This is a genomic window from Streptomyces sp. NPDC057565 (genome assembly GCF_042801455.1).
Taxonomy (GTDB): Bacteria; Actinomycetota; Actinomycetes; order Streptomycetales; family Streptomycetaceae; genus Streptomyces; species Streptomyces yanii.
Genome location: NZ_JBHVFU010000028.1, coordinates 56,219 through 70,035, shown reverse-complemented (window position 1 = coordinate 70,035; position 13,817 = coordinate 56,219). Strand labels below are relative to the sequence as shown.

The 13,817-nt window shown below is 70.5% G+C and carries 11 protein-coding genes; all 11 read left to right on the top strand.

Annotation, left to right across the window (positions count from 1 at the left end):
• Window positions 1-21: 21 nt before the first annotated feature.
• Window positions 22-1,395 carry a hypothetical protein gene (locus ACFU8W_RS33175; protein WP_384045128.1) on the top strand — a complete coding sequence of 458 codons (1,374 nt, stop codon included), beginning with the start codon at window positions 22-24 and terminating at the stop codon, window positions 1,393-1,395.
• Entirely contained in the window at window positions 1,395-2,399 is a 1,005-nt protein-coding gene (locus ACFU8W_RS33170; protein ID WP_384045126.1) for a methyltransferase, read from the top strand. The genes ACFU8W_RS33175 and ACFU8W_RS33170 overlap by 1 nt, the downstream gene beginning before the upstream one ends.
• Before the next feature lie 172 nt (window positions 2,400-2,571).
• Window positions 2,572-3,861 carry a sensor histidine kinase gene (locus ACFU8W_RS33165; RefSeq protein WP_384045123.1) on the top strand — a complete coding sequence of 430 codons (1,290 nt, stop codon included), beginning with the start codon at window positions 2,572-2,574 and terminating at the stop codon, window positions 3,859-3,861.
• Window positions 3,825-4,469: a response regulator transcription factor gene (locus ACFU8W_RS33160; protein WP_327243882.1), complete on the top strand. Its 645-nt coding sequence runs from the start codon at window positions 3,825-3,827 to the stop codon at window positions 4,467-4,469. The genes ACFU8W_RS33165 and ACFU8W_RS33160 overlap by 37 nt, the downstream gene beginning before the upstream one ends.
• Before the next feature lie 138 nt (window positions 4,470-4,607).
• Window positions 4,608-6,350: a fatty acyl-AMP ligase gene (locus ACFU8W_RS33155; protein WP_384045120.1), complete on the top strand. Its 1,743-nt coding sequence runs from the start codon at window positions 4,608-4,610 to the stop codon at window positions 6,348-6,350.
• Window positions 6,347-6,664 (top strand): acyl carrier protein, encoded by a 318-nt coding sequence (locus ACFU8W_RS33150; protein ID WP_384045117.1) that lies wholly within the window; start codon window positions 6,347-6,349, stop codon window positions 6,662-6,664. Before ACFU8W_RS33155 ends, ACFU8W_RS33150 begins: the two co-directional genes overlap by 4 nt.
• Window positions 6,665-6,681: 17 nt before the next feature.
• Window positions 6,682-7,905 carry an FAD-dependent monooxygenase gene (locus ACFU8W_RS33145; RefSeq protein WP_384045114.1) on the top strand — a complete coding sequence of 408 codons (1,224 nt, stop codon included), beginning with the start codon at window positions 6,682-6,684 and terminating at the stop codon, window positions 7,903-7,905.
• 71 nt (window positions 7,906-7,976) lie between these two features.
• A complete protein-coding gene (locus ACFU8W_RS33140; RefSeq protein ID WP_384045111.1) occupies window positions 7,977-10,121 on the top strand; it encodes an MMPL family transporter in 2,145 nt (714 codons plus the stop codon).
• A gap of 140 nt (window positions 10,122-10,261) precedes the next feature.
• Window positions 10,262-11,692 (top strand): condensation domain-containing protein, encoded by a 1,431-nt coding sequence (locus tag ACFU8W_RS33135; protein ID WP_384045108.1) that lies wholly within the window; start codon window positions 10,262-10,264, stop codon window positions 11,690-11,692.
• Window positions 11,693-11,757: 65 nt separating this feature from the next.
• The gene (gene sbnA / locus ACFU8W_RS33130; RefSeq protein WP_376663099.1) at window positions 11,758-12,774 is read left to right on the top strand and encodes a 2,3-diaminopropionate biosynthesis protein SbnA; all 1,017 of its coding nucleotides are present in this window, start codon (window positions 11,758-11,760) and stop codon (window positions 12,772-12,774) included.
• The gene (gene sbnB / locus ACFU8W_RS33125; protein ID WP_384045103.1) at window positions 12,768-13,808 is read left to right on the top strand and encodes a 2,3-diaminopropionate biosynthesis protein SbnB; all 1,041 of its coding nucleotides are present in this window, start codon (window positions 12,768-12,770) and stop codon (window positions 13,806-13,808) included. Before sbnA ends, sbnB begins: the two co-directional genes overlap by 7 nt.
• Window positions 13,809-13,817 lie beyond the last annotated feature (9 nt).

The following is a 13,817-nucleotide window of genomic DNA, read 5'->3' as shown; positions in this document are numbered from 1 at the left end:
CCAGGGAATATGGGGTAATCCGTGGGATCCACAACAGAAGATCGCAGCGGTGGTCAGGCAGCCCCCGGGGAGACCGTCTGGCCGGGACACAGCGGCGTCGGCGGGGTGAGCCTGGCCGTCGAGCGGGCCAGGCCGGCCGAACGCTCGGCGGAGGCCGCTCGCCATGCACTCGCACAGTGGTCGAAGGTTCCGACGCAGGCGTTTCCGTATGCCGAAGTGCTCGCCCACTACCGGGCCGTAGGGCGCAATCACGCCGACGACGACCTGCTCGCCGAGCTGCGTACCGTCGGTGAGAAGCTCACCGCGAGCGCCCCCGCGTACGGGGAGGAGCGGCTGCTCGCGGACTGGCTGCCGATGACGTACGACCGGACGGACGGCGACTACGACTCGTACATCGGGACCGCTGTCTTCGACTCGCTCGTCGAACAGGCCGGTCCCGGACGCCGGGTCGAGGCCATCGACGGCTTCACCGCGGTGGCCGTCGCCGACCTCGTGGCCATCGAGGCGGAGGTGCTGGCGACCGCGCCCGACGACGTGCGCGCCTATGCCCGTACCCGGGCCGCCGCCCGCACGCTCACCCGGATCGCGGACTATCTTCCGCGCGCGGCGGCCGAGTCGGAGGACCTGGCGCAGCTGCGTACGGCGCTGACCGGACAGAGCGCCGCCGACACCCTGGCCGCCGTCGCGAGCAAGGCCGCCCAGTCGACGGCCGAAAGCTTCCCCGTGCTCTACCGGAAAGCGGTGGAGCTCACGCTGATCCCCACCACCCGGCTGCACGACGAGCTGATGTTCATCCGCAGCATCCAGATCTTCGAGGGCGTCTACCAGCAGGTCGCCCGCGACGTGGAGGCGGCGGCAGCGGCTCTGGAGCTCGGGAACGTGCCGGCCGTCCTCGAACTGCTCGCCGACGGGGCCGCCCGGATCGAGGCCACACCCATCCTGTACCGCGTCCTGACCGGTATGCCGATCGACTCGTTCGCCGTCATCCGCGCCTACACGGACGGCAGGAGCGCCATCCAGTCACGCTGGTACCGGCAGGTGGAGGCCTTCTGCGTGCCCGGGCAGCCGATGCCGACGGGCAAGAAGATCCCGGCCGTGGTCGTCGAAGGACCCGGCCTGGACGCCACGTTCGCCTCGCGCGCCGCGAGCCTGCCGGCCGACCGCGCGGCACAGGTGGCCGAGGCCATGGAGCGGCTGGACAAGGCGTGGGGGGCGATGAAGCGCAACCACTGGGGGCTCACGCTGAAAATCATCGGCGACGTGCCCGGCACGGGTGGCACGAGCGGTGCCTCCTATCTGAAGACCGCCGCGCAGGTACCGCTCTTCCCGCGCCTGCGCGACGAGGCCGGAACCGATGCCCCCGAGGACACCACGTCCGAAGAAGGAGTCAACTGATGGACGACGCACAGCGCCACAACCATGAGCTGCGCCAGAAGATCATGGGGTACATCGTCTCCCGGGCCATCCACGCCGTCTGCGAACTCGGCATACCGGACCTGCTCGGTGACCGCCCGCAGAGCATCGCCGAACTCGCCGCCGGGACCGGCGCCGACCCCGACGCCCTGCACCGGTTCCTCCGCGTCCTCGCGGCCGAAGGCATCCTGAACGAGGAGCAGCCCGGCACCTTCGGGCTGACACCCATGGGCGCCCTCCTCCGTACCGACACCCCCGGCTCCCTCTCCCATCTCTCCAGCCTGATGGCCGGCGAGGCGTACGAGGCCTGGGGAGCCGCGACCCACGCGCTGCGCACCGGACGGCCCGGCTTCGACGAGGTCTACGGCAGTCCGTACTTCGAGTGGCTCGCCGCCCATCCCGAGGCCGCCCGCACCTTCAACGAGGGACAGGCGGGCCTGGTGACCCTGCGCCTCCTGCCGCTCCTGGAATGGGACTGGAGCGCGGTCGGCAGCGTCGTCGACGTCGGCGGCGGCAACGGCACCCTGCTCACCGACCTGCTGCGCGGCAACGACCGACTGAAGGGCGTCGTCTTCGACCTCCCGCACGTCCTCGACGAGGCACGGCAGGCCCTGGCCGACGCCGGACTCGACGGCCGCGCGGACTGCGTCGGCGGCAGCTTCTTCGACGAGGTACCCGCAGGCGGCGACGTCTATGTCCTGGCCCAGATCCTGCACGACTGGGACGACGAGAGCGCGATACGGATCCTGGAGTCCTGCCGCCGGGCCATGGGCGGACAGGGCCGGCTCCTCATCCTGGAACAGGTCGTGCCCGACGACGGCTCCCGGCATCCGGCCGCGCTGCTCGACCTGCACATGCTGGTGCTGCTCGGCGGTCGGGAGCGTACCGAGTCGGAGTGGCGTGCCCTGCTGGACCGGGGCGGTTTCGACACCGCCGACATCCACCGGGGAGCCAGGGCCGCGCTCATCGAAGCCGTGCCTCGCTGACACCTGGCTCACCCCCGGCCCGGTCCTCGCGCAGGGCCTTTGACCAGGCATTCGTCCAGGGGGGACCTAGGTCCCCCCTGGAAAAGGGGGGACAGGCCCAATGTTCCCGGAGCGGTCGCAGGACAGACTGATGCCTGCAGGGACCAAGAGGTTCCGAACCGAGGAGGCCCGGATGACGACACCCCCACCGCCCAAGCTCTGGCAGCCGCCACTGCGGGGACTGGCCCTGGCGGCACAGAAGGTGCCTCAGCTCGCCCTGTTCGTCCTGATGGTGATCTCCCTGGTCTATCTCGGCCTCGGCGTGGGCGTCCTGCTCCTGCCGCTGGTCGTGGCCGCCGTGAGGAAGCTGGCGAACCGGTCCCGGAGGCTGGCACACGCCTGGTCGGGGGTCCGGATCACGGAGCCGTACCGTGAACTGCCGCCGCGGGAGCCCGGCTTCTTCGGTCGGTGGCGCCGCTGCAGGCAACTCCTCTCCGACCCCGCCACCTGGCGGGACATGCTGTGGACGATCGCCGACCCCGTCGTCGGCACCGTCCTCGCCCTCATGCCGGCGGCGCTGCTCGTCTACGGACTGGAGGGCCTGGTCTTCCCGTTCGTCTGGGACGACCTCGTGTCCGCCGGATACGACGACCACTACGCAGGACTGATCCATGTGCACGGCGAGACCGGTCTGCGCACCTGGCTGATGCCCCTCGTCGGCATGGTGTTCATCGGGCTGGGACTGTGGGCAGGACCCAAGCTGGTCACGGCCCACGGCCGCTTCACCCGCACCCTCCTCGGCCCTCGCCCGAGCGCCGAACTCGCCGCACGGGTCGGTCATTTGACCCGCACCCGGGGCGCCGTCGTCGACAGCCAGGCGGCGGAGCTCCGCAGGATCGAGCGCGACCTCCACGACGGGGCGCAGGCCAGGCTCGTCGCGATGGGCATGAACCTCGACGCCGTCGAACAGCTCCTGGACTCCAACCCCGAGGCGGCGCGCGCCCTGTTGATGGAGACCAGGGACTCGTCCTCCAAGGCGCTGAGCGAACTCCGCGACCTCGTACGGGGAATCCACCCACCGGTCCTCTCCGACCGGGGTCTGGGAGACGCCGTGCGGGCCCTCGCTCTGGACAGTCCGCTCCCCGTCGATGTGGTGGTCGACCTGCCCGGCCGGCTGGACGCCCCCGTCGAGTCCGCCGCGTACTTCGCCGTCAGTGAACTGCTCACGAATGTGGCGAAACACGCGAAGGCCGGAAGGGTATGGATCGACATCAGGCACGACCGGGACGCCCTGCGCATCAGCATGACCGACGACGGGGTGGGTGGCGCCGCGGCATCCACGGGAACGGGGCTGCGCGGAATTGAGAGCCGCATTGCCGCATTCGACGGCATACTTGCCGTGAACAGCCCTCAGGGCGGACCGACGATGGCGACGATGGAGATCCCGTGCGCATTGTTCTCGCCGAAGACCTCTTCCTCCTGAGGGAAGGGCTCGTGCGCCTCCTGACCGCCCATGGATTCGAGATCGCCGCCGCCGTGGACACCGGACCCGCCCTCCTGGACGCCCTGATCGAACACCGGCCGGACATCGCGCTCGTCGACGTACGGCTCCCGCCCACCTTCACCGACGAGGGGCTGCGCGCCGCCATCGAGGCGCGCAGCCGGATCCCGGGCCTCCCGGTGCTCGTGCTCTCGCAGTACGTGGAACAGCTCTACGCCCGTGAGCTGCTGGCGGACGGTTCGGGCGGGGTCGGCTATCTGCTCAAGGACCGCGTCTTCGACAGCCGCCAGTTCATCGACTGCGTACGCCGGGTGGCCGCGGGCGGCAGCGCGATGGACCCCGATGTGGTGGCGAAGCTCCTGGCGGGCAACGCCTCCGACGCCCCCCTGGGCCGGCTCACCGCACGGGAACGGGAAGTTCTCGGACTGGTGGCGGAGGGCCGCTCCAACGCCGCCATCGCCGGGCGGCTCGGTGTCAGCGAGAAGGTCGTCACCAAGCATACATCGAATGTCTTCACGAAACTCGACCTCGTACCGTCCGACGACGACAATCGCCGCGTTCTCGCCGTCCTCGCGTATCTGAATTCCTGACAACTCTCGCTGTATAGGCGCCGTATAGCCCCCGCGGGCATGCTGCGCCCGATGAGTCATGACCTCATTCGGGGAAATCAGAGAAATCAGAGAAACCAAATGAATGGGCCGGTCGGTCCGACAGGGAGTGTCAGAATCATGCGAGCCGGATCGCCAGAATTCGAAGGAATGGTCGGCAGGCTGCGGCGCCACGCCGACGAGCTTCCCGACCGGGACGCCGTGCTGTTCTTCCGCGGGGCTGCCCAGGACCACGCGCCCGAGCGGCTGGACTACGCCGGCCTGGACCGTGCCGCCCGCTCCACCGCGGCCTGGCTCCAGTCCCGTTGCCGCCCCGGCGACCGCGTCCTGCTGCTGCACCCGCAGGGCCTCGACCTGGTGAAGTCCTTCGTCGCCTGTCTGTACGCGGGGCTCGCCCCGGTCGTCGTCCCCGTGCCGGGCGGCCACGCCCACCAGGCCGAGCGGACCGCCCGGATCGCCGTCGACTGCGCGGCATCCGTCGTGCTGACCGACAGCGTCAGCCTGCCCGACGTCCAGGCCTGGCTGGACCTGCCCGGAACTCCCGCACTGGAATACGCCGTGACGGACGAGGGCGACCTCGCGCCGGCCGAGAACTGGACCGATCCGGGCGTCGGTCCCGACGACGTGGCATTCCTGCAATACACCTCCGGATCGACAAGTGATCCGCGCGGAGTGATCGTCAGCCACGCCAACATCGCGCACAACATCGGGGAACTCACCGAGGCGCTCGGCTGGGACGCGGACATGCGCTTCTGCGGCTGGGTCCCGATGTTCCACGACATGGGTCTGATCCTGACCGTGCTCTCCCCGCTCTACCTCGGCACCACCACGGTCCTGATGACCGCCACCTCCTTCCTCAAGCGGCCCTCCATGTGGCTCCAGTTGATCGACCGGTACGACGTCCAGATCAGCTGTGCCCCCAACTTCGCCTACGACCTGTGCGTCCGGCGGCTGACCGACGAGCAGATCGCCGGACTCGACCTCTCCCGCTGGGTGTGCGCGGCCAACGGCGCCGAGCCCGTCGACGCCGCCACCATGGAGCGCTTCGCCCGACGCTTCGCCCCCGCCGGATTCCGCTACGAGTCCTTCGCTCCCGCCTACGGACTGGCGGAGACCACCCTCCTGGTCTCAGGAACCCCGACCGGCCGCGCACCCGTGCTGCGCCAGGTCGACCCGGCCGCCCTGGAGAAGCACCGCATGGTGCCGGTCGGGGAGGAGGAGGACTCCGTGACCCTGGCCGGGTCCGGGCAGGTCGCCGGCATGGACGTACGGATCGTGGACCCCGGCTCGCTGGACGAGCTCACCGACGGTTACATCGGCGAGGTGTGGGTGCGGGGCCCCTCCATCACCCAGGGCTACTGGCAGCGCCCCGAGGCCACCGAACGCCTCTTCCGCGCCACCACCACCGACGACGACGGCGGATTCCTGCGCACCGGGGACCTCGGCGCGCTCCTCGACGGGGAACTCTTCATCACCGGCCGGATCAAGGAAATGCTCATCATCCGGGGCCGCAACCTCTACCCGCACGACATCGAACGCGAGGTCGGCGCACTCGACCCGGCCTTCGAGGGCAGGACCGGCAGCGCCTTCTCCATCCCGGGCCCGGCGGGTCAGGGCGAGGAGATCGTCGTCGTCCAGGAGATACGGGCCGGGCAGACCGACCCCGGCCGGCTCAGCGGCCTCGCGGCGCACGTCAAGGACACCATGGGCCGCAGCCTCGGCGTGAAGGCCCCGCACGTCGTGCTGGTCAGGCCCGGCCAGGTCCGCCGCACCACCAGCGGAAAGATCCAGCGCTCACTGATGCGGGAGCTGTACCTGTCCGACCAACTCACCCCGCTGTACGCCACCGAGAGGCAGGCATGACGATCGACCCGAACCCGGTGGACTTCGAAGTCGACGTGAACGCTGCGGACTTCGACGCCGAAGCGACGCGTGACTGGCTCATCGAACTCGTCGCCGACTACCTCGAAAGGCCATCGGCGGTCATCCCGCCCGACGCCTCACTGATCTCGATGGGCCTCGACTCCGTCTACGCCGTCGCCCTCTGCGGCGATCTGGAGGACCGCTTCGGTCTGGAGCTCGACGCGGCCCTGGTGTGGGAGCACCCCACGGTCGACGCCCTTGTCAGCCACGTCCGGGCCCAGCTGGCCACCGCGGACACCAACGGTCGTACCTGAGAGAGCAGAGAGATTCGATGACACGGTACATCGCCCCCAGGATCGCGATCGTCGGCGCCGGTATCGGCGGACTGACCGCCGCGCTGGCCCTGACCCGCCGGGGATTCCGGGTGACTGTCCACGAACAGGCCCCCGAACTCCGTGAGGTGGGTGTCGGACTCCACCTGGCCCCCAACGGCAGCCGGATCCTCCACCGCTTCGGCCTCGCGGACGCCCTTCACCAGGTGGCCGTACGCCCCGAGGCGCTCGAGGTCCGGCGATGGAGCGACGGAGAGGTCCTCACCCGACGCACGATGGGGGACGCCTGGGAGACCGAGTTCGGCGGCCCGCACTACACCGTGCACCGCGCCGATCTGCACGCCCTGCTCGCCGCCCGGCTCCCGGCGGACACCCTGCGCCTGGACAGCCGGTGCACCGGCTACGCCGAGGACCTCGACGGCGTGGAACTCCACTTCGCCGACGGATCCACCGCACGGGCGGATCTCGCGATCGGCGCCGACGGCGTCAACTCCCTCATGCGTGCAGCGGTTTCGGGCGGACAGGACCTTCTGGTGCCGACCGGGACCTGCGCGGTGCGCGGGCTCGTCCCCATGGACCGGATGCCCCGGCTCGACGCCCAGGACATGTACGTGTGGGCCGGTCCCGGCGGTCGCATGCTCACCGCCCCGGTGAGCGCGGGGCAGCAGCTGTCCTTCGTCGCTGTGATCCCCGAGAGCGACGAGGTGCAGCGGCGCGAGTCCTGGAGCCGGCCGGCCGAGCTGGACCTGGTCGCCAAGGCGTTCCAGGGCTGGGACCCGACCGTGCAGGAGCTGGTCGACGCCGCGGACGAGGCCGGCCACTGGACGCTGTGCGACCGCGAGCCGCTGACCCGCTGGAGCACCGCGCGCACCACGCTCCTCGGCGACGCGGCCCACCCGATGCTTCCGCATCACGGCCAGGGCGCCAGCCAGGCCATCGAGGACGCCGTCGTCCTGGCGGCCTGCGTCGCCGATGCGGGGGAGACCCCGAGTCCGCAGGACATCGCCGCGGCACTGCGGCGGTACGAGACGGTCCGCCTGGCCCACACCGCGCAGGTCCAGCTGGGCAGCCGCGACAGCGGCTCGCAGCGCCTGGGCGGCGGCCCGGCCGGTCTGCAGGCCCGCAAACAGTCCGGCCAGGAGATGAAGGCGCTCGTCGCCGACACCTCCTGGATCCAACGCCACGACGCGGAGGCGGCGCTCGCCGAACAGCCCGCCGCCTGAACCGCTCCCCTACGCACTACGCACCACGCGCCCGTGCCCCGCACATCCCACACCCTGGACGAGGAGTCCCCATGTCACGACCGCACCGCTGGGCCGACCGGCTCCTGAAATTACCGGGAGGAAGGAAGGGCAAGTGGCTGACGCTGATCACCTGGCTGATCATCGTCGTCGCGTCCGTGCCCCTCGCCGGACAGCTCTCGGAGATCGAGAAGGACGAGCTGACCATCGAGCTGCCCCGAGGGGCCGAGTCCACCGATGTCGCCGGGCTCGCCGACCGGTTCGCCGACGGCAAGATCTCCCTCGGCATCGTCGTCTACGTACGGGACAGCGGGCTGACCGCCGAGGACAAGGCCAAGGTCGCCTCCGACATCAAGGAGTTCGCGAGCTTCGCGGCCGGCGAGGTCGGGCCGGCCAGGCCGTCCGACGACGGCAAGGCGCTGACCGCGTTCGTGCCCCTCGACAAGGAGGACAGCACCGCACTCGCGGACAACGCGGAGAAGGTGCGGGACCGGGCCACCGCCGACCGGCCCGACGGCCTCGAAGCCAAACTCACCGGTCCGGCGGGCAACTCGCTGGACGCCGCCGACGCCCGGGAGTCGACCGGCCGCGCGCTGACCCTCATCACGGTCCTCGTCGTCGCCGCCCTGCTCCTGATCACGTACCGCAGCGCCATCCTGTGGTTGCTGCCCCTGCTCACCGTCGGCGTCGCGTTCCTCACCACGCAGGCCGTCTCCTACCTCCTCGCCAAGGGCTTCGGGCTCACGGTCGGCGGCGGCAACGAGATCGTCGTGACAGCCCTGCTGTTCGGTGTCGGCACCGACTACGCGATGTTGCTGCTGGCCCGCTACCGCGAGGAACTGCGGGTCCACGAGGACCGGCACGAGGCCATGCAGACGGCGGTCCGCAGGGCCGTCCCCGCGATCGCCGCGTCCGCGGCGACCGTCAGCATCGGGCTGCTCTGCCTGACGCAGGCGGACGTCGGCTTCAACTACACGCTCGGCCCGGCCGGGGCCATCGCCATCATCTGCGGTCTCGCCGCGATGACCACGCTCTTCCCGGCCGTTCTGGTGATCCTCGGACGTTGGGTCTTCTGGCCCAATGTGCCGCGCGCCGGAGTGGCCGTGAAGAACGCCAACCACCGCCTGTGGGACCGTGTCGGCGGCAGGATCTCCCGCCGTCCGCGCCTGGTGTGGATCGGCTCCGCCCTGGTCCTCACCGTGCTGGCCCTCGGCTCGCTCGGCCTGAAGACCGGTCTCGACGACGAGCACCTCATCGTCGGCAAGCCCGGCTCGATCGCCGGCCAGGAACTCCTCGCCGACCACTACCCGGCCGGCCAGAGCAGGCCCGCCGAGGTGATCAGCAAGGCCGGGGCCGCACCAGCGGTCGCCGCCGTGCTGAAGGGCATCGACGGGATTGCCGAGGTCGCCCCACCGGAGAAGTCCACGGACGGCACTCTCGCCAGCACCCGGGCCGTACTGAAGGACAGCCCGGACAGTGCGGCGGCGGCCCGTACGGTCGACCGCATCCGCACCGCCGTGCACGCCGTCCCCGGCGCCGACGCCCAGGTCGGCGGCCCCACCGCGATGGCACAGGAGAAGACCGAGGCGCAGGCCCACGACCGCAAGGTGGTGATCCCGCTGGTGCTCGCCGTGGTCTTCCTCATCCTGGTCGTCCTGCTCCGGGCCCTGGTCGCGCCCCTGCTGCTGATGGCGACCGTGGTGCTGTCCTACTTCGCCGCGCTCGGTATCAGCTGGCAGCTGTTCCAGCACGTCCTGGGATTCCCGGCGGTGGACATCCAGGTCATGCTGATCGGCTTCCTGTTCCTGGTGGCACTCGGCGTCGACTACAACATCTTCCTCATCCACCGGATCCGCGAGGAGGTCGGTCACCGGGGCCACCGCGCCGGCGTACTGAGCGGACTCACCTCCACCGGCGGCGTCATCACCAGCGCCGGCGCGGTGCTGGCGGCGACGTTCGCCGCTCTCACCACGGCCCCGCAGGTGGCGTTCATCGAGATCGGCATCGTCGTGGCCATCGGTGTCCTGATCGACACCTTCCTCGTGCGGTCGGTCCTCGTCCCGGCCCTGGCCCTGGACGTCGGCCGTACCTTCTGGTGGCCGGGCCGCCCCGTCGGGACGGACACCGCACCGCCCGCGGCGGGCGAACAGCCCACGCCGGCCGCGGTACCCGCGGGCAGCCGAGGCGGTGGCGTATAGCCCGGATATAGCCAAGGGCCGGAAGGTGGGGGCCTGTTCAGCCGGACGACTCCGGCGGACAGTTCCGCTCAGCCTTCCGGCCCTTCGCGTTCTCCGGTCCGACCGGCGCGGCGGCCGCCCTACCCACCGGGAGCCGCAGCATGCCACCGACCGATCGGACCCTGCCCCTCTCGGCGAGCCAGCAGGCGCTGTGGCTGGCCCACCGGCTGGCGCCCGAGAGCGCCGCCTACACCATCGTGCTGCCGGTACGGCTGCGGGGGCCGCTGGACAGCGACGCGCTCTCCGCGGCCGTTCGCACCGTCGCGGCCAGGCATCCCCTGCTGCGTTCGGTATTCGCGGAAGGGGACGGTGAGGGTGCGGACGGGGAGCCGTACCGCACCGTGCTCGACAGCCCGGACCAGGACGCCCTCACCGTCCGGGAGCTGCCGGACGCCACGGACGCGCACCTGCACGCGCTGGTCCGGGAGTGCGCCCAGGAGGCCTTCCGGATCGACGCGGAGCCGCCGTTCCGCGTCACGCTGCTGCGGCGGGACGCGCAGGACGCGGTGCTGGTCATCGCCACCCACCACATCGTCAGCGACTACGCCTCGCACCACCTGATCCTGCGCGAGCTCCTCACCCTGCACCGGGAGTTCGCCGACGGCTCCGCTCCGGACCCCGTATCGGCGGGCGCCGGCCCGGACATCCATGCCGAGCAGGTGGCGGCCGAACGACGGCTCCTCTCCTCGGCCCGGGGCGCCCGGGGAGCGACGTACTGGCGCCAGGTGCGCGTCGGCGCGCTCCCCGCCGAGCTGCCGACCGACCGGCCGCGCCCCGCCACCCAGGGGTTCCGCGGGGCCACCCATGAACTCCCGTTGCCCACGAGCACGGTCGAGCGGCTGACGAAGGCCGCACGCTCACTCGACGTCACACCGTTCGCCTTTCTCCTCGGCGTCTTCCAGGCCACGCTGTACCGCCACTCGGGACAGCCGGACGCCCTGGTCGGCTGCCCGATGTCCACCCGCGGCGCCCTCGGAGCGGGCCGAAGGACCGAGGCCGCGGTGGGCTACTTCGTCAACACCGTGCCGGTACGCGGGAGTTTCCGGCCCGGCGACCGCATGAGCGACGCGGTCCTGGCCGCCCAGCGGCAGCTCGTCCAGGGCCTTGCACACGCCGGACATCCGGGCGCCCTGCTGGCCGCCGCGCCGGGCCGGCGCACCCCGCCGTTCCGTACCGCCGTCACCCTGATCGCCACGGACCGTACGGAGCCGCGGCTCGGCCCCGTACGCGCCGACGGCGAAGGGGACGCCCGGCCGTACGAAGGGCTGACCGTCGCCCGGATCGGAGTCCCGCAGCAGGAGGGGCAGTTCGACCTCATGCTGCGGATCGAGCAGAGCGGAGACACGCTCGACGCGGTCTTCAGCTATGACACCGACCTCTTCGACGCCGGCACCGTCGAGCGGTTCGCCCAGCGTTACGCGCGGCTGCTCGACCGGGCCACGGACGATCCCGGAGCGGAAATAGAAGCCATCGCGCTGGTGGACCGTTCCGATCTCGCGGAGCTGCTGGCCATGGGGTCAGGGACTGTATAGAGCGGCTATAGAGCACGCCTTCATCATTTGTATGCCGGACGATCCGCGGTGGCGAAGGGTAAATCGTGGCAGAAGAACGTCTCAAGGGAATACTCTCGACGATAGGTAATACGCCGCTGGTGGAACTGGAAAGGCTCGTCCCCGGATTCGGCGGCAGGGTATTCGCCAAAATGGAGCGGTTCAACCCGGGCGGCAGCATCAAGGACCGCTCGGCGATCAGCATGCTCCTGGAGGAGATCCGCAACGGCGGGCTCCAGCCCGGCCGTTCGGTCGTGGTCGAGTCCAGCTCCGGGAATCTGGCCATCGGGCTGGCCCAGGTCTGCGGCTACTTCGGCCTCCGCTTCGTCTGTGTCGTGGACGCCAAGACCACCGACCAGAACCTCGCCGTGCTGAAGGCGCTGCACGCCGAGGTCGAGGTGGTCACCGAGGCCGACCCGGTCACCGGCGAGTTCCTGCCGATGCGGCTGCGCCGGGTACGGGAACTGGTGGCCGCGCTGCCGCACTCCTTCTGGCCCAACCAGTACGCCAACCCGCTCAACCCCCGTGCCCACCGCTCGACGATGCGCGAGATCGCGCAGGCGCTCGACGGCCGGGTCGACTACCTGTTCTGCGCGGCGAGCACCACCGGGACGCTGCGAGGCTGCGGGGAGTACATCCGTGAGCACGGCCTCGGCACCAAGGTCGTCGCGGTCGACGCGGTCGGCAGTGTGCTGTTCGGTCCGCCGACCACCACCGAGCGCCGGCTGATCCCGGGCCACGGCGCTTCCGTGCGTCCCGCCCTGCTGGACACCAGCACACCGGACGAGATCGTCCACATCACGGACCTGGAGTGCGTGACCGGTTGCCGACGGCTGTCCCGGCGCGAATCGATCCTGGCCGGCGGCTCCTCCGGGGCGACCGTCGCCGCGCTGGAGAAACTCAGCCCCTCCATCGAGGACGGTGCCACCTGTGTGCTGATCTTCCCCGACGGCGGCGACCGCTATCTCGACACGATCTACTCCGATAATTGGGTGCGTGAGAACTTCGGTGACGTCACCCATCTCTGGAAGGACAAGGAAGGACAGGTGGCACAGGAATGCTGATTGTCCGCAAGAGCGAGGTGAGCGGCATTCTCGAAAGCCGCTCCGCCGAACTGATCGACCTGGTGGCGAACGCGTACCGGCTCCATGACGAGGGACGCACCTCACTGCCGCACTCCACCTTTCTCCGCTTTCCCGATGCACCGGCCAACCGCATCATCGGACTGCCCGCATTCATCGGCGGCGACAGTCCTTCCGCCGGAATGAAATGGATCGCGTCCTTTCCCGGGAACATCCGGACGGGCGTCGACCGCGCCAGCGCGGTGATCGTGCTCAGCTCGCTGCTCAACGGCCACCCGCAGGCGGTGATCGAGGCCTCGCTGATCTCGGCGAAGCGCACCGCGGCCGGCGCGGCGCTCGCCGCCGGACTGCTGCTGCCCGACGAGGGTGCGGGCACCACCGGCGTCACGCTCATCGGCTGTGGGGTCATCAACGCGGAGATCCTGCACTTCCTCAGCACCCGGCTGCCCTCGCTGACCGAGGCGACCGTGTACGACCAGGACCCGGTACGGGCCGCCGCCTTCGTCCGCACGGCCGAGGAGAAGGCCCCGGGCATCACCGTGACCGTGGCCCGCGAGCAGGCGCAGGCGCTGGCCGCGCACTCGCTCGTCTCGCTGGCCACCACTTCCGCAGAACCGTATCTGCCTGTGGACGCCTTCCGCCCGGGCTCGACGGTCCTCAACGTCTCGCTGCGGGACATCCGTCCACAGACGCTCCTCGACGCGCAGAACGTCGTCGACGACGCCGACCATGTCTGCCGCGAGCGGACCTCCCCGGATCTGGCCCAACAGCTCTCCGGGAACCGCGACTTCATCGACGCGTCGATCGGGGAACTGGTCGGGGGCGCCACGTCGTTCCGCCGCGACCCCGAACGCACCGTCATCGTCTCGCCGTTCGGCCTCGGTGTGCTCGACCTCGCCGTCGCCCAGCTGGTGTACGAGGAGGCGCAGAAGCAGCAGCTCGGCGTCGCCGTCGACGACTTCCTCACGGCAGCAGAAGCCGCACCCGCAGCCGTACCCGAGGCCTCGGGCCGCTGACCCCGATTC